This is a genomic window from Streptomyces sp. MGP-BFMKR1 (assembly GCF_057766585.1).
Genome location: NZ_CM173408.1, coordinates 3,780,000 through 3,804,565, shown reverse-complemented (window position 1 = coordinate 3,804,565; position 24,566 = coordinate 3,780,000). Strand labels below are relative to the sequence as shown.

The following is a 24,566-nucleotide window of genomic DNA, read 5'->3' as shown; positions in this document are numbered from 1 at the left end:
AACGCACGCCGGAGGGTTCCTGGGATCGAGGCAGATCGTACCCGTCGGCATGTGGAACAGGGAGAAGTCGGCGAAAGTCAGTTTTCGACACTTCGGGGCGCAGCGCATGGGGAGGGGCGGGCGCGGGGACGTTTCCCACACCGTAATGACCCAGATCCGTTGACCGGGGCCGGCGCACGTGCCGGAACCCGCCGCGGATCCGCCGATCGAAGGGTTCCGCTCATGTCGCACGCGTTCCGCAAGCTGCCCGTGCCCGCACTCCTCGCCCTCGCGTCCCTCGCGCTGCCGTCGACCGCCGTGGCGGCCACCGCGCCCGCCGCCCCCACGACCGCCGTACGGGCCACCGCACCCGCCACCCCGACCCCGGCCGCAGCCGGCACCACCTGCCTGGCGCACGACTATCCGAGATCCCGCATCGTCAATGTGGAGTCGTGCAACTCTTCGGACGCGCAGCACCGGTGGAGCAGAAGCGGCGAGTTACTCCGCCTGTCCGCGCACTGGGGCATGTGCCTGTCCAGCGACTATCCGCGAACCCGGGCGGTCAACGTCGAGTCGTGCGACTCCGGCTCCACCAAGCAGCGTTGGGCGGTCAACGGCGAGCTGGTCTCCCAGTCCGCGCACCCCGGCATGTGTCTGGCCACCGACTTCCCCCGGACCCGCATCGTCAACGTGGAACCGTGCGCCCCTTCCGACCCGCAGCACCGTTGGACGATCCAGGGCGAGCAGATCAGCCTGACCTCGCTGTGAGCCACTGACACGGCGCCGCCCCCCGCTGGCGCGCGGGGCGGCGCTGTGCTGGGCTGTGCTGGTCGACGCGGGGCGGGCGGCGCGGGCGTCGCGTACGCCGGCGACGCGGACGCCGCCGGCCGACCGGCCACCCGCGTGCACTCGGCCAAGAGGTCGTCTGCCGTGGCCGCTCAACCGAACGTGCGCCGGTAGGTCTGCGGGCTGACGCCGGTGGTGCGTTTGAAGCGGTCACGGAAGGTGGTGGGTGAGCCGAACCCGACCTGGCCGCCGATGCGTTCCACGGAGTGCTCCGTGGTTTCCAGCAGGTGCTGTGCCTGGCGGATGCGGGCCCGGTGGAGCCACTGGAGCGGCGTGGTGCCGGTCTGGTCGCGGAAGCGTCGGATCAGGGTCCGGGTGCTGGTTCCGGCCCGCTCGGCGATGTCGGCGAGGGTGAGGTCGCGGGCCAGGTTCTCGCGTAGCCAGGTGAGCAGCGTCTCCAACTCGGAGCCCTGCGGTGTGGGCGCGTGGTCGTAGACGATGAACTGCGCCTGCCCGCCCTCCCGTTCGAGGGGCATGACGGACAGGCGGGCGGCGTCGGCGGCGACGGCCGAGCCGTAGTCACGGCGGATCATGTGCAGGCACAGGTCCGCGCCCGCCGCGGCGCCGGCCGAGGTGAGCAACTGGCCGTTGTCGACGTAGAGGACGTCCGGGTCGACGTCGAGGCCCGGGTGGGCGGCGGCCAGCAGGCCGGCCGCGCGCCAGTGGGTCGTGACGCGTAACCCGTCGAGGAGCCCGGTGGCGGCCAGCGGGAAGGTGCCCACGCAGATGGAGGCGATCCGGGTGCCGTCGGCGGCGGCCGACCGCAGCGCGTCGCGCACAACGGGAGGGAGCGGGGCGGCGACGTCGGCGACGCCCGGCACGATGATCGTGTCCGCGTCCCGGAGGCCCTCCAGGCCCCAGTGGGCCCGCAGGGTGAAGGCTCCGGCGTCGACCTCGTCGCGCTCGGCGCACACCCGTACCTGGTAGCCGGGCCGCCCGTCGGGCAGGCGGACCCGGGAGAACACCTCGATCGGGGTGGACAGGTCGAACGGGATCACCTGGTCCAACGCGAGCACGGCAACCGTATGCATGGCCAGAACCTACCTCCCCGCCAGCCGGTCGGACCGGGGCCGCCCTCCCGGAACGCCCACGTCAGCGCGGTTCCCACGCGATGGAAGGACGTTGGCACTATCCCGTTGAAACCTGTCACTCGTGCCACTGGGCGAGCACCCGGGAAGCCGGTTGACTTCGGAGCGTCCCGATGGAAATCGACGCCGAAGGAACCGCGCACCCATGCACATCCAGGTCGTCAGCGGCACCGGAGGACGGACGTCGTGCGCCGTCGGCGCCCTCGACCCGGAGCGCGCCCACGCGGCCGGTGGCGCCGGAGACCACCGTCGCCACCGTCACCGTCACCGTCAGCGGCGGCCTCGGCCGCCGCGCTGCCCGCGACGGCCGCCGGCGTACGGACACTCCTGACCCTGCCCACCCGGGACCGCGCACCGGCCAAGACGTCGGTGCTCGCGCCGCGACAGCTCGACCGCGGCGACGCGGCCCGCCCCAGGAGGAAGAAGTCATCCCCTCATGAACCTCGTGTCACCAGTGATCGTCGGCATCGTCTACTGCCTGCTGATGTCCCTGATCAAAGAACCGTACCGACGCCACTTCAACGCGGTCATGGTGGGCGGAGCCGGCGCCGCCTATCTGAGCGGGGGCGGCTTCGGCCCGTGGGAGTTCCCGTTCGTCGCACTCACGGCCTACGTCGCCTACCGCGGCCTGAACTCCTGGAACTTCGTCGGCGTCGGCTGGCTGCTCCACACGGCCTGGGACATAGCCCACCACCTCAAGGGCAACTCGATCCTGCCCTTCTACCACGACGCCTCTCTGGCCTGCGCCATCTGCGATCCGGTCATCGCCCTGTGGTGCTTCCGCGGCGGACCTTCCCTGATCGCGCTCGCCCGCCGCCGGTTCCGGCCCGGCCGGACGGCCGACCACGCGCACGACCACGTCTCCGCCCCCTCCTGACCGGACCGCACCGGCACCGGGCGGCCGGCCCGCGAGCCGGCAGACCGCCCCCGCCTCCCGGGACGACGTCCCGCCGGCCGGGGCGGCGGGCCCACGAGCGCGGGTGGCGGCGTACCGCCCGCGAGCGCGCGGGTGGTGGCGTACCGCCCAGGAGCGCGCGGGTGGTGGCGTACCGCCCAGGTCAGACGGCGCGGGCCCAGACGGACGGTCGCCCCGGGCGGCGGACCTCCGCCGACTCGGGCATCGCGGGCCAGTAGTGGTCGGTGAACAGGCGGGCGACCAGCGCGCCTCGGCTGGCGACGCCGGCCTTGGTGAACACCGTCTTGAGGTGGTCGCGCACGGTGTGCGGCGAGATGAACAGCGTCGTGGCGATCTCCGCCGTGGTCAGCCCGCGCGCCGTGAGCTGGGTGATCTCCAGCTCGCGCGGGGTCAGGCCGTACGCCTCGGCGACCAGCACCGCCAGGTCGGCGGGGGTCGCCGGCTCGATGACCAGGGCCACCGGTCCCGGCCCGCCGCCGGCGCCGGTGAGGGACGAGGCGTGGCAGGTCAGCCAGCGGCCCTCGGTGGTCCGGATGCGCACGCGGGCGCTGCCGCGGTCGTGTCCGGCGGTGACGGCGCGCGCCTGGAGCGCCGCGCCGATCACCCAGATGGGCAGCTCAAGCCCCAACGCCGTGGGGAACGAGGGCCCCTGCGGCAACCGGGCGAGGTGGTGCCGCGCCTCCTCGTTGACCGAGGTGGCCTCGCCGTTCTCGTCGAAGAGGATCAGTCCGGGCGCCGGCGAGTCGGTGCCGCGCGCGGTCACGGTCGGCCGGGCGAACGTCCGCAGCCGCTCGGCCAGCGGCAGCGACAGGCCGGCGAGCAGCGCGGTCTCCCGCGAGTCGAAGGACTCGGCCGTACGGAACAGGCTCAGCAGCCCCCAGGGCCGCTCGCCGATCTGGAACACCGCGCGCAACTCGTCGTACATGCCCTGGTCCCGCAGCAGCCGCCGGAACCGGGAGCTGCGCGCTGGCAGGTCGCCGGTGGCCGCGCGCAACCCGGCCGCCGGCACGGCGGCGCGGGCCAGCTCGCGGAACGGGAGGACGTTCTCCTCCAGGAGTTCGCTGCGCCAGTAGGCGGCGCAGCCCTCGCCCTGACCCAGGTTCTCGACCAGCATCGGGGCGGTGATCAGGCCGGTGTCCGGGTCGGCGGCGGTCCACACGGCCGAGTCGAACGGCACCAGGCGGCGCAGCCGGGCCGACACGCGGCTGAAGAGTTCCAGCGCGTCGGTCGCCTCGTCGGCGGCGGCCAGCACCGACTGGTGGTGTCGGTGGTGATCGGTCACGCGTACCCCCTCGCCTGTCCCCGGCCGCCCGCCGCCTGTCTCGGCCCCGCGCCGCGTCCGGTCCACGCCCCTCAGCCTGCCCTGTCACCCCACCGAACAGAACCCCTCATCTGAGGGGGTCGGCGCCCACCGATCCCCCGGAAACGGGGGATGGGGCCGGCCGCGCGGAGCCGGCAGGGTCGGTGCCGTACGCACACCGACCGCTCGGAGAGGAAGACCATGGACATCGCCATCATCGGGGGAGGCGCGGCGGCCGTCGGACTGCTGGACGCGCTGGCCACCCACCTGCCCAACGCCCCCGGGGCGGCGCACGCCGCCGGCGGGATCGGCACCCTCACCGTCTTCGAGCCGTCGCCGCACCTGTGGCGGGGCCGCCCGTACGGTCCGGACCTGGCGGCCGTGCTGGTCAACACGCCGCCCGCGCTCATGTCGGTCCGCGCCGGGGACCGTGACCACTTCGCGGCCTGGCTCGGCCAGCGCGACGCGGACCACATCGACCACCTCCTCGGACAACCCCTCGTCCCGCGGGCCCTGTACGGCGAGTACCTGGTCCACTGCGCGGAGAAGGCCGTGGCCGCGCTCGGCGAACAGGGCCACCCGGTGCGCGTCGTACGGGAGCGGGTACGGGAGGTCGTCGTCCGCCCGGACGCGCGGCTGGTGCTGCGCACGGACGAGGGGCGGGAGTACGCGGCGGACCGCGTGGCGCTGTGCGTGGGCGGCGGCACGCCCCCGGACCCGTACGGGCTCGCCGGCGCGGCGGGCTTCACGGCCGACCCGTACCCGCTCGCCGACTCGCTCGACGCCATCGCCGCGAGCGACGACGTGACGGTCCTCGGCAGCGGCCTGACCGCCGTCGACGTCGTCGTGGCGCTGGCCGCGCGCGGCTACCAGGGCCGGATCTCGCTCCTGTCGCGCGGCGGCGTGCTCCCGTACGTCTGGCAGCGCCCGACCGGCCGCCGCCCGACCCACGTGACCGTGGAACGCGTGGCGGAGCTGCGCGACACGCGGGGACACCTCGCGCTCACCGACCTCGCCGGACTGTTGCGCGCGGAGATGGCGGAGGCCGGGGAGGACTTCGACGCCCTCGCGGCCCACCTCCGCGCCACGCGTACGGACGACCCGGTCGAACGCCTCCGGCAGCAGCTCGCCGAGGTCGGCGACGCCCGGATCGGGCGCCGCGTGTTGCAGGAGACGGCCCACTCCGTCGGCCCGTACGCCTGGCCCCTGCTACGCGAGCCCGACCGCGCCTGGCTGCGACGCCACCTGCGGACGGCCGCGAGCGTCGTCTCGCCCATGGTGCCGGTGAACGCGTCCGTCCTGCTGCGGCTCGCGGACTCCGGGCAACTCACCATCTCCGCCGGCGTGCGCGCCGTCGAGCCGGTGAACGGACGGTTCCGCATACGCGACGCCGCGGGCGAGCGCACGGCGAGCGCCCTGGTCAACGCCGTGAACGCGGCCCCCCAGGCGGTCCCGGCCGGAGCCCGCCACCTGGTCCACTCCCTGACCCACGCCGGCCTGGCCACCCCCCACCCGGCGGGCGGCGTGGTCCCCACCGACCCCCGCCTCCACGTGGTCGGCGACCTGGCCGGCGGCGGCCCGTTCCTCACGTCGAGCATCGCGGGCGTCGCGGGGCAGGCGGCGCGGGTGGCGGGGGTGCTCGGGCGCTGAGCGCTGGGTGCTGTGTGGGAGTCGGCCGTACGGAGCGGCTCCGCCGGGGTGGGACGGGTGGGACGGGTTGGACGGCCGACGGTGAGCCGTTGTCAGCGCTGGTCGGCCTCGCGCCAGTAGTCGGGGAGCATCTCCGCGACCCACGCCGGGACGCTGACCGGTCCGCGAGGACCCATCTGCGGGAAGTACGGGGCGAGGTCGATGACGGGCGTTCCGTCGACGGCGTCGAGGTCGGTCACGTGCAGGTCGCGCCCTTCGACGCGGAGCAGGCGCGGGTAGGAGGTCGCCAACTGGTTGGGCCGGCGGTGGTTGCGGTGTACGAAGGTGCCCGTCGCCGGCCACCGCGGATTCCCCCGCGGACTGCGGGCGTGCAGGGCCACATCGTCGGGCGAGGCACGGTGGAAGTGCCAGACCACGGTGAGGTGGGAGAACTCGCCCAGTCCCTGGAGGGTTTCCAGGGGATACCCGTCATGCAACCGGATGACGGACTCGACCCCGCCCTGGTAGTCGTCGCTCGGTTCCTGGTGCCCACCGATCACGGTGGCCACGGGGGTGACGGTGAGAGAGTGCGGCATCGCGGCTCCTTGGGAGTTTGGGAGTGAGGGGGCGGGTGCCTGGTGGCACAGGCGTGCACGGCCGTCGCCGCCGCCCCGTCCCCGCTCGCCGTCCAGGCGGCGGAGCGGGCACTCGACGCGGCGCGGCGACAGGAGGGGTCCTGGCACGCCGCCGACGCGCAGGACCAGGCATGGACGTGGGCCGAGGTGGCCCTGGCCTGCGCGGCCACCGGCGCCGAGTAGCCGCCACGGGCGGTGGGCGTGTGGTGTGGGGGAGCGTGGGAGAGGGGTGCGCGGCCCTGGGTTACTGGGAGCGGGAGTGACAGCGGCTGTCGTTCGGGCCGAACGCGGCCAGGCAGGGGCCCACGTCGGGTTCAGGGTTGCTCTTCGCCGAGGGCCGCGCGTAGCCAGTCCAGGGAGCCGGTCGCCAGGACCGCGTCGGCGAGTTCTCTGGCCGTATCGGTGGTGAGCCGGCCGCGACTGTTGTCGATCCAACGCTGGGCGTTCTCGTAACCCTGTGCCTTGTACTCGACGCCCTGGATCAGGCACTCCAGTTTGTCGGCGTCCCGTGCGCAGATGGCCTCCGGCGATTCCTTGGCCTCGTACTCGGCGACGATGTCGCGCACAGCGGTGGCCAGGGCCTCGGGCATGCCAGCGACCTGGTCGTCCGTGACGGCGCGCGGGTCCGCCTGCGGGGCGTACTTCTTCCCCAGGTAGTTGACGTCGCCGGTGCGGGTCTCCTGCGAGTCGTGCCAGACCGCGAGGAAAGCGGCCCGCGCCGGGTCGGCGCCTTCGAGCGTGGCGATGATCGTCGCGAGCAGGGCGGTGCGCCAGGAGTGCTCCGCCACCGACTCGGGGTCGCGTACGCCAGCCATCCACCAGCCGGTGCGCTTGCTCTGTTTCAGCGTTCCCGCCTCGTACAGGAAACGCGCGACCGCGGACAGGTCTTCGGACACCGTCGGACTCCTCTCACGCCTCAGCGAGGCGGATCGCGTACCGGATGCTCTCCAGCTCCCGGCGCCCGCGCGCCGAAAGTTTCCGGCCGGCCGGCCGACATAGTGTGCGAATCAGGCAGGTACGCGGTGCGGCACCACGACGCCTGGGGCCACAGTGTTCAGGGAAGACCAGCTTTGGCCAATCCCGTCCGCCGTACGCTGGCCGCGTCGCCGAGCACGCTGGGAGCATCATGACGAGGCACATCGGGCACAACATCACCGAGCTCCGCAAGGTTCGCAAGCTCTCCGTACGACAACTGGCCACGCGGATCAACGTCTCCGTCTCCAGCATGGAGAAGTACGAGCGTGGCACTCGCACCGTCCCACCAGGCGTCATCGCCCAGTTGGCCAGCGCGCTGGCGGTGGGGCCCGAGCGGATCACCGGGCAGCCGTACCTCAATGGCGCGGAGACAGACGACCAGATCCAGGCCGTCATCCCGGACCTGCGCCGCATCATGATCACGTACGACAACCCGGACGCCCTGCCGAGCGCACCGCGCCCACTGGCCGAACTCGCCGCTGAGGCGCGGTCCGTGGCTCGGATGCGTCAGGATGGCCAGTACGTTCCCATGGGGCCGCTGCTGCCGGGGTTGCTGACCGAGCTGACGCACGTCGCGCTCAGCGCGCGCGGCGCGGAAGAACAGCGGGCGTACTGGTGGCTGGCCCGCTGCTACCGGGCTTCCAACTCGCTGGCTCACAAGCTGGGCTACCACGATCTGAGCATGACGGCGATCGAGCGCGTGCAGTGGGCGGCCGACCGGTCGGCCGACCCGTTGATGCAGGTCACAGCCGCGTACCTGAAGGCCGGAGCGATGCTGAGGGTCGGCAGCTTCCCGTCCGCGCGGCGGGTGCTGGAGGGGCTGGAGACCGAGGTCTCGCGGCTGGCGCCCGAGGAGTCGCTGTCCGACCAGCAACTCGCCGTGCAAGGGGCCATTCTCCTCAAGCTGGCCGTGGTGGAGGCCCGTGACGGCCGTCCGGAGCGGGCTGCGGAGCGTCTCGCCGACGCGCGCGCCGTGGCGCTGTTCATGGGCGAACGCGACTCGGACCACTACGAGATGAGCTTCGGGCCGACAAACGTACGCATCCACGAGATCGCGGCACTGATCGACGGGGGCGACACGGAACAGGCGCTCGCCCGACTCGCGGAGTGGGGCGGTGAGCGGGGCCGTGACGAGTGGCAACCCTCGCGCGGCATCGCCGCCGAGCGCGCGAGCCACCACCACATCGACGTGGCCTCGGCCCAACTCGCCGAGGGCGACCGCGCCCGCTCCTTCGCCTCGCTGCGCCAAGCGCGCACGATCAGCCCCAACCACACCCGGTTCCACCCCACGGTCAGGTCCGTGTCCGGCACGCTGGTGCGCCTCGACCGGTCCAGGGACGAGGAGTTGGCGGCGTTCGCGCGGTGGGCTGGGGCGTGAGGCGTCAAGCTGACGGCTAGGAATTCATCCGCACACTTTGTGCGGCCACGGCCGTCACTACGCGGAACGATCCCCTCACCAGACGCAACCGAGGGGATCGTCCCGTGCCCGTACCCATGCCTGCCGAATCGTCCTCGCCCCCACCCCACGACTGGATTCCCCCCGGCGGTGGCGTCCGTTGGACGCGGGTGGGGGAGTTGGGGTGGCACAGCCTCACCCTGTCGTTGTACCTGGGCAACCGGGTGCTGTCGGCGCTCGGTGAGGCGGGTGGGGCGGTGATTCAGGAGGACGTGGAGCAGCGGCTCACCTGGCTGATCGAGCCGGACGCGGCGGCCGTGCGGCACCTGCGCGACCACCCCGAGGTCACCCTCGCAGGTGACGACGACAGCTACCTCTTCGTCCCCGGGATGACGCGCGACCACACGGTGTGGTGGCGGGTCACTCCCACGCGTGACCGGTTGATCACCAGCGCTGAGCTGCTCGCGGACGCGTTCGCGGTGGTGCGGCCGAGGACGGGGGGTCGGCCGTGATCAATCTGGGGTGGGCTCCGCCGGTGGGTGGGGACGTGGTGGTGTTGCCGGCGGGCTGCGAGTGGGACGCGGTGCGCGCCTCGACGGCTGTCGCGTCGGCCGCGTTTCAGATCCTGGACGGTACGGAGAACTGCGCGGCCATCGTGGATGCGCGGGCGGGGTGGGTCTACTGGTTGTTGCCGCCGGGGGAGCGGGGTGGGTTCGCGCACTGGGAGCGGCTGGGCCAGTACGTCACCCTGCTCACGGCGGGTAGCGGCACGCACTATGTGGGGGTGCCGCCCTCGCATCGGCGTGCGGGGCCGGGGTTGCACTGGCGGATCACGGGGGAGTGGTCGGGCCGCTACCTGGCGCAGCCGTACTACCTGGGCGCGGTGTTGACCTCGGCCGTCTGCCTGGCGCATGGGCCTGGGGCGTTGCCGGGGCAGTGTGCGTGGTGTGAGCGGGAGTTGGACCCGGCGTACGCGGTGACCGTGCACGGCCGCCGCGCGGCTGGCGACGCCGCGCCCCAGCCGCTGTCCGTTCACCCGGCCTGTGCCCGCGCGGCCCGCCTGCGCGCCAACAGCCAGGAGCCGCGCGCATGAACCACCAGCCTCGCCCGACCCGGCAGCACGGGCGGCGGCGTTACCGCTACGTCGAGATGACCCTGGCGCCTGATCCCGAGGCCACCCCGTACACCGTCCACGCCACCTGCACCACCTGCGGTGACCAGTCACCCGTTCCCGAGGCCACCGAGACCATCACCGGCATGCACCACCAGGCACAACGCTGGTGCACCTCCCACGCGGCCCGGGACCATCCCGACGGGCGGCATCTGCGCTACACGGCCACCGTCACCCTCCACTGGCGCATCACCCCCAACGAGGACATCGGGCCGGCGGCGCCGGCGGGGTGAGGTGCGGGGAGTGGCCGATGAGTCCGGCGGTTCCGGGGCGTTACCTCGCTCTGTGCATGATGTCGTCGTGGACACGGATGCGGTGAGCGCCGCCATGGTGGAAGCGGGTTGGCAGAGTGTGCGCGACGACGGGCGGGTGCGGGCCGAACTGCTGGCGGCGGCCTACGCGGAACCCCGCCTGCGGCAGTTGTTCCCCTGGACCGGGATGATGGAGTTGCACTTCAGCCGGTGCACCGAACCACGGTGGACCTGGGACATTCCGTACGTCCAGCCTGACGCTGACGGTGGCTACCGGGTCTCCGGGCCTGAGCGGGGCGAGACGGTGGGCTCCACGGCCACAGCACAGGACGCGGTCGCCATGGTGGTCCAGCGCCTACCCGCCGGCTGCGGGCCCGCCTTCGTGGGTACACCGGAGGAACTCGCGGCCCACGAGGGCAGGACGCGGCGTGCGGGCGAAGGATGAGGGCATCCGGGGTGCCCGGGCTGTCCAGTGACGACGCGGGACCCGGCCAGGTGGTGGGTGTGATCACCGCGTACTGCAACGGTATGCAGAAGTGCCCACACTGGGTCAATGAGTAGTCCGGTGAGCGAAGAAGAGCACGAGATCGAGGACCTGCAACGGGAAGTAGCCAGCCTGCTGCTGGACCACGTATACGCCTCGTTGTTGGAAGACCAGCACGTCCGGGGCGTTCTACCCGCCCCTGCCGGGGCTCCGGCGGTTCGAGTGGTCCTCGGTGACAGGAACGAGTGCGAGCCATCGCGACTGACGGCGTACGAGATCCCGTTGGGCGCTGGCGACGAGCTGCGGACTTCTCACGACGTCGTCGGTCTGCTTCGCGCGGTGCACACCGGAACACATATCTACCCGTCGAACAGGGTCACTTCTGTCCTGGGTATGGACCTGTACCTGGTTGATCCGGCGCACGTGCAAGAGGCACCGTTCACCACGGACGACTGGGCCGCCACATTCCTGCGGTGCCTCGCCCATCCAGCGCAGGAGCGGGGGGCGGCGGGCCTGCGTGGGTTCCTGTTCAAGGAAGGGGGCGTGTTGCGGCTTTACCTGGACAGCGACGACGTACCCGGCGTGATCGCCGCCGACGTACGCCCCGGCGGTGCGCTGACCGCCCTCCTGGCAGCGCTGCCCTCGTTGCTCGGCGACGAATGGCGGACCTCGGACGCGGTCGAGGACCCGCACTGCCGGTACCTGGTAGACCTCACCGACTGGTGAGCACATAACCGTACGCACCTCGGCTCCGTTGCCTCAGCCGCCCGGCTGGCGCCGTCCCGCGCCATCGCCGCTCGGCCGGCCTCGCGCAGTGCGTGAACCTACGACTGCCCCGACTGCTGCTGCCCGTTCCAGGCGTTCGGCTGCGCGGCCGGCGCGCTGCCGTTCGGAGGCCCGTACGGTCCGTACGGCTCCTGCGGGCCGGGCCCACCCCCGTACGCGCCCTGTGGCGGCGCGCCCCACGGCGGACCCCCGTACGGCGGCGGGTACGGGTGCTGCTGCCACGGGCCCGGGGCGCCTGGGCCAGCCGGGTTCCCTGGGGCGACCTGCCCGCCTGGTGGCGGGGTCCAGCCGGGGATCGGTGCGGGGGCGGCGGCGTGGGGCCAGGCCGGGGTGGGGTGGGGGCCGGGCGGGGGCCAGCCGTATGCCGGGGCCTGGCCGTGCAGAGGGGGCGGGCCGTGCATCGGGCCTGGGCCGTGCAGGGGGGTGGCCGGCAGGTAGGCGTAACCCGGTGGGAGGCCGTACGGCCACTGCCGTGGGGGTGGCGGGGTCGGGACGGAGAGGGCGGCGTGGGCCAGGGCCGGCTGGGCGATGTCGCGGCGTTGCCAGAGGCGGTCCAGGAGGGCCTGTTCCCGCGTGGGGAAGTCGGGGCCCGCCGTGCCGCGGTAGGCGCGGTGGCGGAGGAACGCGAGGGAGGTGGCGCTCGCGATGTAGTCCGCCACCGCCTGCGCCGCCGCCGGGCCCCGGGTGCGGCGGGCGAGGTCGCGGGCTATGGCCCGGGCCCGCATCGAGGACAGCGCGATCGGCTCGGGGGGCGTTATCCACCCCGTCGCCTGGTACGCGGGGAGCTGGGCCCGGATGGTGCGCAGCTCCTTGCCACGGGACCAGATCGTGAACCAGGTCAGCAGCGCGAACAGCGGCACCATGCACAGCCCGTACACCGCCAGGAAGCCGTAGCCGCCCATGGACGCCGAACCGTTCCACGCGCCGTGCAGCACCATCGACAACAGCAGCCCGGCGATCGGGATCAGCACCCGCCGGGTGCGCTGCCGCAGCGGTCGGGCCGCCGCGATGCCGAAGCCGATGCCGGTCACGGCGGTGAACAGGGGATGCGCGAACGGCGACATCACGGCCCGGATGAAGAACGTCGCCGCCGTCGTGGACTGGAGTCCCGAGTAGCCGAACTCCTGGTCGCTGACGAAGGCGTTGCCCAGGTAGAGGATGTTCTCGGTGAACGCGAAGCCCGTCGCCGTGATGCCGGCTATGACCACGCCGTCGACCACGCCGTTGAAGTCGCGCCGCCGGTAGAGGAAGAGCAGCAGTACGGCGGCGGCCTTGGCGGTCTCCTCGACCACGGGCGCGACCAGCGTCGCGCCCCAGGTATCCCGGTCGGCCGACGAGGACTCGACCACCGTCGTCATCAGCCAGTCGGTGGCCAGGCTGTTCGCGAGCAGCGCGACGAGCGTCGCGGCGCACGACCCCCAGGCGAACGCGAACAGCAGGTTGCGCCAGGGTTTGGGCTCCACGCCATCCGCCCAGCGGAACGCCGCGACGAGCAGCGGCACGGGCAGGATGGCGAGGCCGAGGCCCACCAGGAAACCCTCGGTGCCCGTCTGCTCGCGGACGAGGGCCAGGATGACCAGGCCGGAGAGGGAGAGCAGCACGATCAGCGCGGCGGCGCGCAGCGCCCGGCTGTGGCGCATCCGCTCCCACTTCTCCCGACAGCCGGCCCACGTCCGCTGCCACCGGCCACCGCCGTCGCCGCCGTCGCTGCCGTCACCGTGCGGCGCCACCGCCGTAGCCCCGTACGCATACCCGTATCCGTATCCGTATCCGTGACCGGCCCGGGGTTCGGTTCCGTACTCGGGTGCGTACGGAGGTGGGGCGGGGGCGTGCGGTGGTGTCGGCGGTGGTGTCGGGAGCGGGGTCGGTGGCGCTGGTGGTGCGGCTGTTGGTGCGGCTGGCGGTGCCGGTGCCGGTGCCGGTGCCGGTGCCGGTGCTGGTGTGGCGGGGGCGGCTGTCTGTTGCGGCTGCGGCTCAGGCTGCGGTTGCGGTTGCTGCCCAGGCTCGGGTTCCGGCTGGGGCTGCTGCTCGGCCGCAGCGGGCTGCTCCGCAGCGGGGTGCGTCGTGGCGGACTGCTCCGTCGTGGGTTGTGGCTGCTCCGCCGCCGGCGGGGGCGTGACGGGGCGTGGCTCGGCGGGCGCGGGGTGTCGCGGCCGGTCCTGGTCGGGCCGTGGCGCGCCGGTCTCGCGCGGGGCGGGTGGTTCGGCCCGTACCGCGTTGGACTGCTGCGCCCCCTCGGTCACCCCTTCCGGAGGGGCCGCGGCCGGGTGGTGGCTCGCGTGGTCCGGTGGCGCGGGGTGGTGCGGGGACGAGGACTCGTGCACTCGGCGACCCTAACGAAGGGGGCAGTGGTGGCTCTCCGGATTATGCCCGGCCCCTCACGGTCGTGCGGGGTCGTCTCCGGCGTCGGCGTGAACGGGCCGCCCGCCCTCGCTCGCGTGCCCGGCGCGCTCGTCCGCGTGCCCGGCGTGCGCGTCGTCGGCGCTGGCCGGTAGCGCCTGGACGCGCCGGAACAGCAGGTCGTGCACCGGGTGGCCCTTGTCGATGCCCTGGCCCTCGAACTTGGTCAGCGGCCGGAACTCGGGCCGCGGCGCGAATCCGCCGTCGGCCTGGGTGTTCTCGAAGTACGGGCTGGCGGTCAGGACCTCCAGCATCTGCTCCGCGTACGGCTCCCAGTCGGTGGCGCAGTGCAGCAGCGCGCCGGGGGCCATGCGGGACGCGGCGAGCGCGAGGAACTCCGGCTGGATGAGCCGCCGCTTGTGGTGCCGCTTCTTCGGCCACGGGTCCGGGAAGTACACGCGCAGCCCGGCCAGCGCCTCGGGCTCGATCATCTCGCGGAGCAGGATGATCGCGTCGCCGTTGGCCACCCGTACGTTGGTCAGGCCCGCGCGCTCGGCGAGGGCGAGCAGGTTGCCCTGGCCGGGGGTGTGCACGTCAGCGGCCAGGATGCCGGTGCCGGGGTCGGCCGCCGCCATCCGCGCCGTGGCCTCGCCCATGCCGAACCCGATCTCAAGGACCACCGGCAACGCGCGGTCGCCGAAGAGTTCGCCCAGGTCAAGGCGGCGCATCCCGTCGATGTCGAGCCCCCACCGGGACCACAGCCGGCGCAGCGCCTCACCCTGGCCCGGGGTCACCCGGCCGCGGCGCGGCCGGAACGAGCGGATGCGCCGCTCGTGGTGCGACCCGGCCGGATCGACGGCCGGACCGTCGGGGAACCGCGTCATCCGCGTGGCCCCCGCCGCGCCCCCGCTCGCGGCACCGGCCGCGTCGGGGTCGCCCGATGGGCGCGTGCTCCCTGAGACGTGTGGGGCATGCGGGGTGGGCTGCTGGGGGGCGGTGTGGTTCTCGGACACAGTGGTTCGATTCTACGGGCCACCCCGGCCAGCCCCGTCCGGCCACGGAGCCGGCTCCCCGCGCCCCTGGAACCTCGGATTCCGTACGGCCCGCTCACCGTCCCGCCTGTGCTGCCGGCCCGCGCGTCCCCGTACGCCCCGCGTCGTCGAGCCCGTCACGGAGCGGTGGCCTGTCGGAGCGGGCTCGGGAGCCCGAGGCGGACGCGGGCCGTTCGCGGCGGCGGACTCCGGACGCTGACGGTCCCGGGCCGGCCCGGGCACGAGGACTTCCCCCGAGGGCGTCCGCCCGTACCTTCCGGGCCGCGCGCGACGGGCGTATGCGTAGCGGGGGGAGACCATGTCACGCCGACGGAGGGAAGTCCCATGCGTTCCCACGAGCCCGACAGGGCGCAGCAGGGCGCCCAGCCGCGCCGCGCCTCGGCCGCCCGCTCGCACGGGGCCCGGCCGAGGCCCGTCCGGCCCGCGGCGGGCGGCCTGGAGAGGGGCGCGCCACTCGCCCTGCCACGCGGTGCGGGGAACGCCGCGGTGGTGCGCGCGCTGGAGGAGACCCGCCTTACGGACGGCGACGGGAGCGGTCACGAGCAGGCGCCGCCGCCTTCGGTGCAGCGCTCAGCGGTGCACGAGGTGCTGCGTTCGTCCGGTCGGCCGCTGGAGGAGCCGCTACGGGCGGAGATGGAGGCGCGGCTCGGCGCGGACTTCTCCGACGTGCGTGTGCACACCGACGCTGTCGCCCGGCGCTCCGCGCAGGAGATCAACGCGCGGGCCTACACCTCGGGCAGCCACATCGTGGTCGGCGAGAGCGGCGCGGACAAGCACACCCTCGCCCACGAGCTGACCCATGTCATCCAGCAACGCGAGGGCGCGGTGGCCGGTACGGAGACCTCCGGGGGGCTACGCGTCAGCGACCCGGCCGACCGGTTCGAGCGCGCGGCCGAGTCCAACGCCGCCGCGGTGATGCGCCGCCCGGTCCCGGCCATCGAGGGGCCCGGCGCCGTTCACCCGGCGCCGTCCGGGGGCGACGCGGCGGTGGGGGGCGCGTCGGTGGGGGGCGCGTCGGGCCACGCTGCTTCCGTGCAGCGGACGCTGACCTTCCAGGGCAAGGAGCTGACGCTGGAGGAAGCGCGTGGGCGCGTGCTCAAGGTCCAGTCGGCGGCCCTCACCCCGTCCGAGAAGCAGGCGTTGGGCGAGCTGGTCGCGGACACGCACAACCACGACCTCACCAAAGACGAGGAGCTGGTCCAGCTACTGAGGAAGAAGCTGCGCGCCGAGTGGGGTGTGACCGACGGGGAGGCGGAGCTTTTCGACAGGTACCAGGGCGGCGAGTACGCGGCGTGGAACAAGGCGCTGCGCAGCGGGGAGGTCACCGAGCAGTACTCGGTGGCCGGTAAAACGACCGACATGATCCAGGGGCTGGCACGCATCGCCAAGACCAAGCAGCTGGTGCAGCGCACGCTGTCCTTCGAGACGCGCGAGCAGTTCCTTGCCTACGCCAAGCAGTTCGAGGAGGGCAAGGAGTACACGGCGGTGCAGTTCGAGTCGACCACGCGGCGGCTTGGTATGACGCCGGACCTACCGGGAAAGCCCGTATACGTAGTCGACCTGCGCATCGACGCGCAGGGGTTTCACGGTGGCGAGATGTCGTCGGCGATCAACGTGGTGCAGAAGAGCGAAGGTGAGACGGTCTTCCCGCCCGGTACCAGGTTCAAGGTCACCCTGGCGCCCGAACAGCCGCCGGCGGGAACGGAGTTCACCACCACAAGCCCGTTCAAGGCGACCATCGAGATGACCGAGCTGCCAGACCTGGACACCAGCAAGCAACGAATGCCGACCGAGCAGGAATTCAGGAAGGCTCGCATGGACAAGTTGATGGGTGGCCAGACCAGGGCAAGGCAGAAGTCCTTCTGAACGAGACCCCGGGGCGCGCGGCCCGGCGCGGGGCTCGTACCGTCCAGGCTGTCCGCACAGCCCGTCAGGTGCGGCTCCACGGGGTGATCAGCGCGCTCGGTGACAAACCCTTTGGCCATGCCGCCGCGGCACTCGACTTCGTCGGCGGTGACGCGGCGGCTGTCTCCCGGGAAGTGCTCAGAAACCCGGGGCGAGTCGCCTCCATCGTCGACACCACCGTCACCGAGAAGGGCGGTCACCTCGTATGGGCCCGCCCCAGCTCGGACGACCTCGCCGCGCTGTGCGCACTCGCGGACTCCGGCAAGCTGCTCGTCACCGTGGACCGGGTTCTCCCCCTGGCCGAGGCGGCCGACGCCTGGCGGGCGGTCCAGGAAAGCCACACCCGCGGCAAAATCGTGCTGGACGTGGACGCGAGCTGAGCCCTGGCCGCCGTCGCTCGCCGCGCGGTCAACGACGCCGTCATCGAGGCCGATACCGGCTTCTGCCACCTCGCCGGCACGCGAGCCCGAGCCGGGGAACCGGCCATGGCCGGCGAGCGCGCCCACCGCGCGTGCGACCGGCGCCTACCACCGCGACCGGGCCCACCCGTCGTACGAAATGCGCGTGACGGCTGTGACAAAAGTGGCCTCGTGAGGTGAACATAGACGGTGCACTTGTCAGGAACACGTGCGCCGGCGAGGCGGGCAGGAAGCGAGCATACGGGGGCGAGGGAATGGCCTGGGAGAGACTTGACGTACCGGACGCGCCGGTGGGGGCCCGGCGCGGGGCGCTGTGGTTCAGCCCGCCGCCCGAGCGGCGGCCCCTGCCCACCCTCTCGCCGTCCCGGCCGCGCTGGGCCCGCCTGCTGACCGGGCTGATCACCGGGGCCATCGCCACCACGCTGCTGTGCGCCGCCGGGGACGCGTTCGGCGAGGAGCGTGAGGAGCGCGGCCCACGGGTGGGTGGCGGCCACGTCCAGGAGACCTCGCCTCACTGACCCGCCTCTCCCACGCGCACGCGGGCCTGTGCCCGTGCGCGGAGCCGCACCCGTGCGCGTGGCCGTACGCGGAGCCGCACCCGTACGCGGGGCCGTGCCCGTGCCCGTACGCGCGACCGTGCTCGCCGAACGGGCCCGGCCCGAGGGGACCCGCGCGCGTCAGATGTGGCGCAGGGCTCGGCGGGCGACCTCGCGGCCGATGGCGAGGGAGGCCGTCGCCGCGGGGGAGGGGGCGTTGAGGACGTGCACCATGCGGGGTGACTCCTTGAACAGGAAGTCGTCGACGAGCGTGCCGTCCGGCAGCAGGGCCTGGGCCCGCACGCCCGCCGGGGCGGGTATCAGGTCGTCGGCCGTGACGTCGGGCAGCAGCCGGCGCACCGCGCGGGTGAAGGCGTGGCGGGACAGCGAGCGGTGCAGCTCGCCCATGCCGTACCGCCAGTGGCGGCGGGCTATCCGCCAGGAGCCCGGGTACGCCAGCGTGCGGGCCAGCTCGCCGGGGCGCACGGTCAGCCAGTCGTAACCCTCCCGGGCCAGCGCGGGCACCGCGTTGGGGCCGATGTGCACGCTGCCGTCGATGCCGCGGGTCAGGTGGACGCCGAGGAAGGGGAAGGCGGGGTCGGGCACCGGGTAGACCAGGCCGCGCACCAGGTCGGCGCGGGCTGGGCGCAGCTCGTAGTACTCACCGCGGAACGGGATGATCCGCATGCCCGGGTCGTCGCCCGCCAGGCGCGCGACCCGGTCGCTGTGCAGGCCGGCGCAGTTGACCAGGGCCCGCGCGCGCAGCACCTCGCCGGTCGCCGTGCGGACCGCGACCGCGCTCGCGCGCCGGCCGATGACCTTCACCCGCGCCCCGTACCGCACCGAGGTGCCCGCGTCCTGGGCGAGCTGGGCGAGCTGGGCCGAGACCGCGCCGAAGTCGCAGATCCCGGTCGTCCCGATGTGCAGCGCCGCGCGGCCCCGCACCCGCGGCTCGTGCGCGGCTATCTGGGCGGGGCCCAGCTCGCGCACGGGGATGGCGTGCTGCCGGGCGCGCTGCGCCAGCGCGTGCAGCCGGGGCAGCTCACCGCGGTCGGTGGCGACGATGAGCTTGCCGGTGACCTCGTGCGCGATGCCGTGCTCGGCGCAGAACTTCACCATCTCCGCCGAGCCCTGGAGGGCGAACGCGGCCTTGAGCGAGCCGGGCGGGTAGTAGATGCCGCTGTGGATGACGCCGCTGTTGTGGCCGGTCTGGTGGCGGGCCGGGCCGCCCTCCTTCTCCAGCACGACGACCCGGGTGCCCGGCGCGGCGCGCGTGATCGCGTACGCCGTCGACAGGCCGATGATCCCGCCCCCGATCACCAGCACGTCAGCGTCGTACCTCACCACGTCACCTCCCCTACGCGTCCGATCGTCGCCCCGCTCGCCCGGCTCGCGCGGGCCGGGCGGCCCGAACAAACCAGGGCATCCGCACACACGCGGCGCGAAACACCGCCGCGACATCCGCCCACATCACCGACGCTCACCATCATGACCTGCGCCACTGACAACCGGCCGAAACCAAAGCGGCGCTTGCGTTCCGACCGGGTGTGCGAAAGGCGACGCGCGGGTGACGGGGCCGTGCCCGTCCGTCCCGTCGCGAGGGCCACGGCGGGACGGTCGGCCGGCGGCCTGGTGTGCGGCCGGGCCCGGGTTCACGCCGGGGCGACCAGCAGGGGCCGCGCCCGCTCGCGCAGCTCCACCACGCGCGGCTCGTCGCCGTAGGGTTCCAGCCGGTGCAGCAGGTCCCGCACGTACTCGGTGGTGCGCGCCGACGAGATGCGGCCGGCGACCTCCACCGCGCGGGTGCCCGCCGCGCAGGCCGCGTCCAGGTTGCCGGACTCCAGTTCGGCGACGGCCGACACGACGAGCCGCAGCCCGTGCGAGCGCACGAACTCCTCGGTCGGGCAGGCCAGCGCGCGTTCGGTGAAGCGGCGCACCTGGCGGGGCAGTTTCAGGTCGCGGTAGCACTCGGCCGCGTCGGCGGCGAACCGCTCGTAGGAGTAGAAGTCCAGCCAGGACGGGTCGGGGTCGCCGTCGCGGGAGCGCTCGAGCCAGCCCTCGGAGGCGCGCAGGGCCGCGCCGCACGCGGGGCCGTCACCCGCCTTGGCCTGGGCGCGGGCCTCGACCAGCCGGAAGAAGCTCATGGTGCGCGCCGTCGCCAGGCCGCGGTTGCGCTCCAGGGCCGCCTGGGCCAGGTCCACGCCCTCGTCGGCGAAGCCACGGTAGGTGGCCTGCAGGCTCATCGACGCGAGCACGTACCCGCCCAGCGGCACGTCGGCCGCGCCCCGGGCCAGCCGCAGCGCCTGAATGTAGTAGCGCTGCGCGGCCTCCTGTTGGCCGGTGTCGAACGCCATCCAGCCGGCCAGCCGGGTCAGCTCGGCCGCGGCGCCGAACAGCGCGCGGCCCACCTCGTCGGTGTACGCGCCGAGCAGCAGCGGCGCCGCGTCCACCCGCAGGCACTCGGGCACCATCGAGGAGCGCCAGTCGCCGCCCCCGTACTTGGAGTCCCAGCGCCGGGCGTCCTCGGCGGCCTCGCGCAGCTTCTTCACGTCGCTGTGCCCGACCCGCTGCGGCGCGCCGTCCTGGCCCGGGACCGCGTGCTGGTGCTGGTGGGCGGGCTGGTGCGGAGCGTGTGGCGGGGCGGGTTGGCCCTGTGGGGCGGGCTGGGCGCGAGGTGTGGAGGGGGCGCGCGAGGTGGGCGGGGCGGGCTGGGCCGCCGGGGCGGGCGCGGCGCGTGGGGTGGGCGGCGCGGTCTTCGGTTCGCGGGCCACCGAACTGTCGGCGGGGGATATCAACCAGCGCGAGGCCGGCGTGGCGTAGGCGGTGACGGCGAACGATCCGGCCAGGCTCTGCCAGATGCCCCCGCCGCCGCGCCGACCGGCGAGATCCAGCCGGTACAGGTCCGTCGCGGAGCGCACCGCCTGGCCGATATCGCGCGGAAAGGCCAGGCCCACCTCGGGCGCGGGATCGGCGTCGGCGAGGCCGATCTCGTGCAGGGGGACGGGGCGTCCGAGCTTGCTCGCGATGGCCGCCGCGATCAGGTGCGGGGCCGCTCCCTGCGGCACCATCCCCTTCGACACCCATCGGGCCACCGACGTCTTGTCGTAGCGGAGGGTCAAACCCCGTTGCGCGCCAAGGTCGTTGACCCGGCGCGCGAGCCCGGCATTGCTGATTCCCGCGAGGGCGAGAACCGTGCCGAGCTTCTCGTTCGGCCCGCGTAGCTCCCTGGACATGCGCACCCCTCGACAGCACCCGACGGCCGCCCCGGCATAGGCACGGGGCATTCGTAAACCCAGCGTAGTTCGCTGCATCCCGACCGTTAAGGGGCGCTGTCTTGGATGGCGGGATTGTGGTCCGTTACGGCGTGCGAGGTCTGGCGTGTGCTCCTGTCATGTGTGGCCGTGCGCCCGGCCGTGCGCTCTGCCCGCTCCTGAGTGGGAGCGCTTCTCTTGGGGTGCGTGGGTCGGCCCGCTGTGTGCTGGCTGAGTGGGCTGGGGGACGCCGCCGCCTCATTCCCCGCGGGTGGCGGAGCGGTCCGGGGGGCGTGGTACGCCTCTCGGGCCGCCGCGGCGGCCCCGCCGCGCGCCGCGATCGGCGGCGCGGCCCGGGCGGTCGGCCCGGCCGGGGTGGAGGGCGCCCCGAACGCCGCGATGAGATTGGCCGATTTACATCCCCGGCGGTCCCGCCCCGCCCGGGGCGCCCGGCGCGCCGCCACGGATTCCGCTTAGCGTCGACCCGGGGCCCACGCCGCGCCGGTCAGGCGCCCGGCGACGACCGGTCGCCCGCCCTCCGCACCCGGCCCCGCGAGGCGCTGCCCGCGGCCGGCGCGGTGCCCGCCGGCATCGATGTCCGTGCGTCTCGGGCCATGGTCGCCCCGCCCGCCGGGCGCCGCCCGAGCGGCCATCGAGGCCCGGCCGGCCCTCGCCCGCAAGCCTCCTCGGGCCCGGCCGCGCGGCCCGTACGCCGCCTGCCGCGCACCCCGCCCCGGCGGCCGGCCCCGCCCCCGCGCCGGCCGCCCGCGGCCCGTGCCGTGGCGGAGTCACCTCTTCCGAACCGGCCCGCCGCCGTGCCCCGTTGACCCGCTCCGGGCGTGCGCCCGCATGCTCCGCGGTCCCTCCGCTTCGGCCCCGCCCCACCGACCGGCGGGCACGCAGCGTGACGAAGAGGCCCCGCTGCGGGGTGGTGGCGGGCCCTCCAGATGGCGCATGAGTGACCGGATTCCGACGGGAGTTGGCCCCGACGTGGTGGTGGCGTGGGCCCGGGTTCGCCTGTCGCTCGCTTCGCTGGGCTCGGCTGTGAGGGCGCGTACCGGGTCCCGCCCGCATCGCGTGGTCGTGGCAGCATTGGCCTCGACGGAGAGGCACCACGCGGTGGTGGCCGGCCCGTTGGGGGAGTGGCCGCGCGCTCCCGGCGCCCGCGTGTTGGCTCCGGCGATGCGGAAAGCGCGGGCTTACTGTGCATGATGGCTGCTCCTTCTTAGTTGTCCACAGCCTGTGGAGGCGGCGATGCGGTGGTTGGTGGGGTGGGGCAACATCGCCTCCGGGCCCTCCCTCGCCCGGAAAGGCGCCCTGCAACCGGTCGGCGCCCAGCTCATCTGGGGCGACCTCGATCCGTTGTGGGCCGTCGGCGACTGGCGCCCTGACGAGGTCCGCGTCGTACACGCCGACGGCGCGGCGCGGCTGGCCGTGCTCGGCTGCTGCGGCGCCAGCGACGACGAGCTGCGCACCGGACTGCTCGCGGCCCGGGGCGGCGCCCTGCGCCACCTCACCGCCTGGCCCGGCAGCTACACGGCCGTCGCCCAGATCGGCCGCCGCCTGACCATCGCCGGCGACCTGGCCGGCGCGCGCCCCGTCTTCTACACACCCTGGGAAGGCGGCACGGCGTACGCGACGGCCGCGCTCCCGCTCGCCGACCTCATCGAGGCCCAACTCGACATCGGCCACCTCGCCGCCCTGCTGGCCTGCCCCGACTCACCCGAGGCGATCGGCGACGGCACCCCGTACCAGGGCGTGCGCCGGGTACCGCCCGGCCACGCGCTGGTGCTGCGCGGCGGCTCGCCCACCGAAGGCTTCGACCGGGACGGCCGGGCCCACGGCCGCGACGGGCCGGGGAGCCACGGGCCCGGCGGGTACGAGGCGGGCGGCCCGTACGGCACCGCGCACCGGGCCGACGGCGCGTACGGCGCCGCCTACGGCGACGGCCCCTACCGCGACGCCGGCCACGGCACCCGGCACGCCGGCTCGCGCGGCGCGCAGCGCGGCGGCTCGCGCGACGTCATCGGCTACGAGCCCACCGCCTCGCTCGCCGTCGCCGCCCCCCAGCTCGACCCCGGCCAGGCCGTGGAGGGCGTGCGCGAGGCGCTCATCGAGGCGGTACGGGTGCGCCTCGCCGCGCCCCGGCACGCCCCCGAGGCCGAGGGCCCGGGCCTCGACCCGGGGCCCGTGCCCGGCATGGGCCCCGCCGAGCGGCGCGCCGCCCGGGGCGCGCCCGCCGCCGGCGTCGGCGCCGACCTGTCCGGCGGCAGCGCCTCCGGCACCCTCGCGCTGCTCGCGGCCGGGCTGCCCGGCGTGCCCGGCACCCCGCTCGGGCACGGCACGGAGGCCGGCGAGCGGCTGCTCGCCGTCACCTTCAACGACCTGGCCACGATCGCCGGCCGGGTCCGCGAGGCCGAACTCGAACGCGCCCGCGTCATCGCCGCCAACCCCCGCCTGCACCACGTCGTGGTCGCGGCCGGCGCCGAGGCCCTGCCGTACGCGGCCCTGGAACGCGGCCCGCTCACCGACGAACCGGGCCCCGCCCTGGTCAGCGCCGAGCGACACCGGCGCAGACTCTCCGCCGGCAGCGCCGACCACCTCGTCGGGCACGGCGCGCGGCAGGTTCTGGACGCCCACCCGGCCCGCCTCGCCGACCTGCTCCTCGACCGGCGCCGCCGGCATCTGCTGCGCCCGGCCACGGCCCTGGCCCGCGCCGACGGCCCGTCCGCGCACTCCTTCTTCGTCCCCTTCACCGTCTACCGCGCGGCCCGCAAGCTGGCCCGCACGCCCTACCGCGAGGGCGTCGAGGCGGTGGCCAGCAAGCTGCTCGACCGCCACTTCGCCGAGGCCGACGGCGCGGAGAGCGACGGCATCGGCGGCGCCGTCGGGGCGTCGCTGGCCGCCCTCGCCTGGTGCCGCCCGGGCCCGGCCGCGCGCTGGCTGACCGGCGAGGCACTCGCCGAAGTATCGGTTCGCCTGGAGACGGCCGCCGCCCGCCCGGTCCTCCTACGGCGCCCCGGCGAGCGCCGGGCCGACGCCGCGCTGGCCCGGCACGCCGCCGACCACCGCGTCTTCGAGCAGGCCGCCGAGATCCGCAGCCAGCGACTGCACGCGCCGTTCCTGGACAACCAGGTGGTACGGGCCTGCCGCGCGCTCCCCGAAGCGCTCCGGGTGCAGCCGGGGGCGCGGGCCTCCGTCCTGCGCGCCGTACTGGCCGGGGCCGGCATCCGCGACCTGCCGCCCGGTTGGGGCACGCCCTCGCACGCCAGCCACACCGTCGCCGCCCGCGCCGGCCTGCGGCACGCCATCGACGACCTGATCGCGCTCTTCGACGCCCCGCTGCTCGCCGACGCGGGCCTGGTGGAGGCCCGCGTGGTGCGCAAGGCGCTGCGCGCCGCCGCCGACGGCGAACGCGTCCCGCTGGACGGCATCGCCGAACTCGTCTCCACCGAGGTGTGGCTGCGCCGCCTGCTGGCCCGCCGCGGCACCTGCTGGACCGGCAGCGCGGCCCCCCGCCAGCGCGCCGTGGCGGGCGGAGTCGTCCCGCGCCCCAGCCTCTGACCTCCCCTCACCACCCCTCCCACACCCTTCCCACCACCGGCAC

22 protein-coding genes are annotated in these 24,566 nt (G+C 74.3%); 14 read left to right on the top strand and 8 right to left on the bottom strand.

Going from position 1 to position 24,566, the window contains the following annotated elements:
• Positions 1 to 222 precede the first annotated feature (222 nt).
• Positions 223 to 747, top strand: coding sequence for a ricin-type beta-trefoil lectin domain protein (locus AC3CHW_RS14510; protein WP_488470710.1), 525 nt, complete (start codon positions 223 to 225; stop codon positions 745 to 747).
• Between the two features lie 170 nt (positions 748 to 917).
• Here AC3CHW_RS14510 and AC3CHW_RS14505 read toward each other — a convergent pair whose 3' ends face one another.
• Complete coding sequence (locus tag AC3CHW_RS14505) at positions 918 to 1,856, bottom strand: GlxA family transcriptional regulator (RefSeq protein WP_398608713.1); 939 nt, start codon at positions 1,854 to 1,856, stop codon at positions 918 to 920.
• Between the two features lie 493 nt (positions 1,857 to 2,349).
• On the opposite strand from AC3CHW_RS14505, the gene AC3CHW_RS14500 reads away from it, so the two are divergent.
• Entirely contained in the window at positions 2,350 to 2,790 is a 441-nt protein-coding gene (locus AC3CHW_RS14500; RefSeq protein ID WP_176163273.1) for a DUF6010 family protein, read from the top strand.
• Between the two features lie 181 nt (positions 2,791 to 2,971).
• Here AC3CHW_RS14500 and AC3CHW_RS14495 read toward each other — a convergent pair whose 3' ends face one another.
• Entirely contained in the window at positions 2,972 to 4,111 is a 1,140-nt protein-coding gene (locus AC3CHW_RS14495; RefSeq protein ID WP_488470709.1) for a LuxR C-terminal-related transcriptional regulator, read from the bottom strand.
• Between the two features lie 219 nt (positions 4,112 to 4,330).
• Between AC3CHW_RS14495 and AC3CHW_RS14490 the strand changes: the two genes are divergently transcribed.
• On the top strand, positions 4,331 to 5,779 hold the full coding sequence (locus AC3CHW_RS14490) for an FAD/NAD(P)-binding protein (protein ID WP_488470708.1): 1,449 nt from the start codon (positions 4,331 to 4,333) through the stop codon (positions 5,777 to 5,779).
• A gap of 92 nt (positions 5,780 to 5,871) precedes the next feature.
• On the opposite strand, the gene AC3CHW_RS14485 is transcribed toward AC3CHW_RS14490, so the two are convergent.
• Positions 5,872 to 6,354, bottom strand: a complete 483-nt coding sequence (locus tag AC3CHW_RS14485; protein ID WP_488470707.1) for an SAM-dependent methyltransferase — start codon at positions 6,352 to 6,354, stop codon at positions 5,872 to 5,874.
• A gap of 42 nt (positions 6,355 to 6,396) precedes the next feature.
• On the opposite strand from AC3CHW_RS14485, the gene AC3CHW_RS14480 reads away from it, so the two are divergent.
• Entirely contained in the window at positions 6,397 to 6,576 is a 180-nt protein-coding gene (locus AC3CHW_RS14480) for a hypothetical protein (RefSeq protein WP_488470706.1), read from the top strand.
• 131 nt (positions 6,577 to 6,707) lie between these two features.
• Here the strand turns inward: AC3CHW_RS14480 and AC3CHW_RS14475 are convergent, their stop codons facing one another.
• Positions 6,708 to 7,289: an HD domain-containing protein gene (locus tag AC3CHW_RS14475; protein WP_488470705.1), complete on the bottom strand. Its 582-nt coding sequence runs from the start codon at positions 7,287 to 7,289 to the stop codon at positions 6,708 to 6,710.
• Between the two features lie 230 nt (positions 7,290 to 7,519).
• Between AC3CHW_RS14475 and AC3CHW_RS14470 the strand changes: the two genes are divergently transcribed.
• The 6 genes from AC3CHW_RS14470 to AC3CHW_RS14445 all read left to right on the top strand — a co-directional run bounded on the left by AC3CHW_RS14470 (position 7,520) and on the right by AC3CHW_RS14445 (position 11,396).
• On the top strand, positions 7,520 to 8,746 hold the full coding sequence (locus AC3CHW_RS14470; protein ID WP_488470704.1) for a helix-turn-helix domain-containing protein: 1,227 nt from the start codon (positions 7,520 to 7,522) through the stop codon (positions 8,744 to 8,746).
• A gap of 104 nt (positions 8,747 to 8,850) precedes the next feature.
• Entirely contained in the window at positions 8,851 to 9,276 is a 426-nt protein-coding gene (locus tag AC3CHW_RS14465) for a hypothetical protein (RefSeq protein WP_488470703.1), read from the top strand.
• Positions 9,273 to 9,857, top strand: a complete 585-nt coding sequence (locus AC3CHW_RS14460) for a hypothetical protein (protein WP_488470702.1) — start codon at positions 9,273 to 9,275, stop codon at positions 9,855 to 9,857. Before AC3CHW_RS14465 ends, AC3CHW_RS14460 begins: the two co-directional genes overlap by 4 nt.
• Complete coding sequence (locus tag AC3CHW_RS14455) at positions 9,854 to 10,168, top strand: DUF7848 domain-containing protein (RefSeq protein ID WP_488470701.1); 315 nt, start codon at positions 9,854 to 9,856, stop codon at positions 10,166 to 10,168. The genes AC3CHW_RS14460 and AC3CHW_RS14455 overlap by 4 nt, the downstream gene beginning before the upstream one ends.
• A gap of 67 nt (positions 10,169 to 10,235) precedes the next feature.
• Positions 10,236 to 10,631 (top strand): DUF6193 family natural product biosynthesis protein, encoded by a 396-nt coding sequence (locus AC3CHW_RS14450; RefSeq protein WP_488470700.1) that lies wholly within the window; start codon positions 10,236 to 10,238, stop codon positions 10,629 to 10,631.
• A gap of 120 nt (positions 10,632 to 10,751) precedes the next feature.
• Entirely contained in the window at positions 10,752 to 11,396 is a 645-nt protein-coding gene (locus AC3CHW_RS14445; RefSeq protein WP_488470699.1) for a hypothetical protein, read from the top strand.
• A 98-nt stretch (positions 11,397 to 11,494) separates the two neighbouring features.
• Here the strand turns inward: AC3CHW_RS14445 and AC3CHW_RS14440 are convergent, their stop codons facing one another.
• Both AC3CHW_RS14440 and trmB read right to left on the bottom strand, forming a co-directional pair.
• Positions 11,495 to 13,186 carry a PrsW family intramembrane metalloprotease gene (locus tag AC3CHW_RS14440; RefSeq protein WP_488470698.1) on the bottom strand — a complete coding sequence of 564 codons (1,692 nt, stop codon included), beginning with the start codon at positions 13,184 to 13,186 and terminating at the stop codon, positions 11,495 to 11,497.
• Between the two features lie 648 nt (positions 13,187 to 13,834).
• Positions 13,835 to 14,680: a tRNA (guanosine(46)-N7)-methyltransferase TrmB gene (gene trmB / locus AC3CHW_RS14435; RefSeq protein ID WP_488470697.1), complete on the bottom strand. Its 846-nt coding sequence runs from the start codon at positions 14,678 to 14,680 to the stop codon at positions 13,835 to 13,837.
• A 492-nt stretch (positions 14,681 to 15,172) separates the two neighbouring features.
• Here trmB and AC3CHW_RS14430 point away from each other — a divergent pair, with 492 nt between their 5' ends.
• The 3 genes from AC3CHW_RS14430 (at position 15,173) to AC3CHW_RS14420 (ending at position 17,690) form a co-directional block, all read left to right on the top strand.
• A complete protein-coding gene (locus AC3CHW_RS14430) occupies positions 15,173 to 16,714 on the top strand; it encodes an eCIS core domain-containing protein (protein ID WP_488470696.1) in 1,542 nt (513 codons plus the stop codon).
• Positions 16,715 to 16,797: 83 nt separating this feature from the next.
• Positions 16,798 to 17,133: a zinc-binding dehydrogenase gene (locus AC3CHW_RS14425; RefSeq protein WP_488470695.1), complete on the top strand. Its 336-nt coding sequence runs from the start codon at positions 16,798 to 16,800 to the stop codon at positions 17,131 to 17,133.
• Positions 17,134 to 17,426: 293 nt separating this feature from the next.
• Positions 17,427 to 17,690, top strand: coding sequence for a hypothetical protein (locus AC3CHW_RS14420; RefSeq protein WP_176163282.1), 264 nt, complete (start codon positions 17,427 to 17,429; stop codon positions 17,688 to 17,690).
• Positions 17,691 to 17,849: 159 nt separating this feature from the next.
• On the opposite strand, the gene lhgO is transcribed toward AC3CHW_RS14420, so the two are convergent.
• Positions 17,850 to 19,055 (bottom strand): L-2-hydroxyglutarate oxidase, encoded by a 1,206-nt coding sequence (gene lhgO / locus AC3CHW_RS14415; RefSeq protein WP_488470694.1) that lies wholly within the window; start codon positions 19,053 to 19,055, stop codon positions 17,850 to 17,852.
• 305 nt (positions 19,056 to 19,360) lie between these two features.
• Positions 19,361 to 20,941: an NsdA family TPR-like regulatory protein gene (locus AC3CHW_RS14410; protein WP_398608730.1), complete on the bottom strand. Its 1,581-nt coding sequence runs from the start codon at positions 20,939 to 20,941 to the stop codon at positions 19,361 to 19,363.
• A 1,272-nt stretch (positions 20,942 to 22,213) separates the two neighbouring features.
• Between AC3CHW_RS14410 and AC3CHW_RS14405 the strand changes: the two genes are divergently transcribed.
• Positions 22,214 to 24,523, top strand: a complete 2,310-nt coding sequence (locus tag AC3CHW_RS14405; RefSeq protein WP_398608731.1) for an asparagine synthase-related protein — start codon at positions 22,214 to 22,216, stop codon at positions 24,521 to 24,523.
• The last annotated feature ends 43 nt before the right edge of the window (positions 24,524 to 24,566 follow it).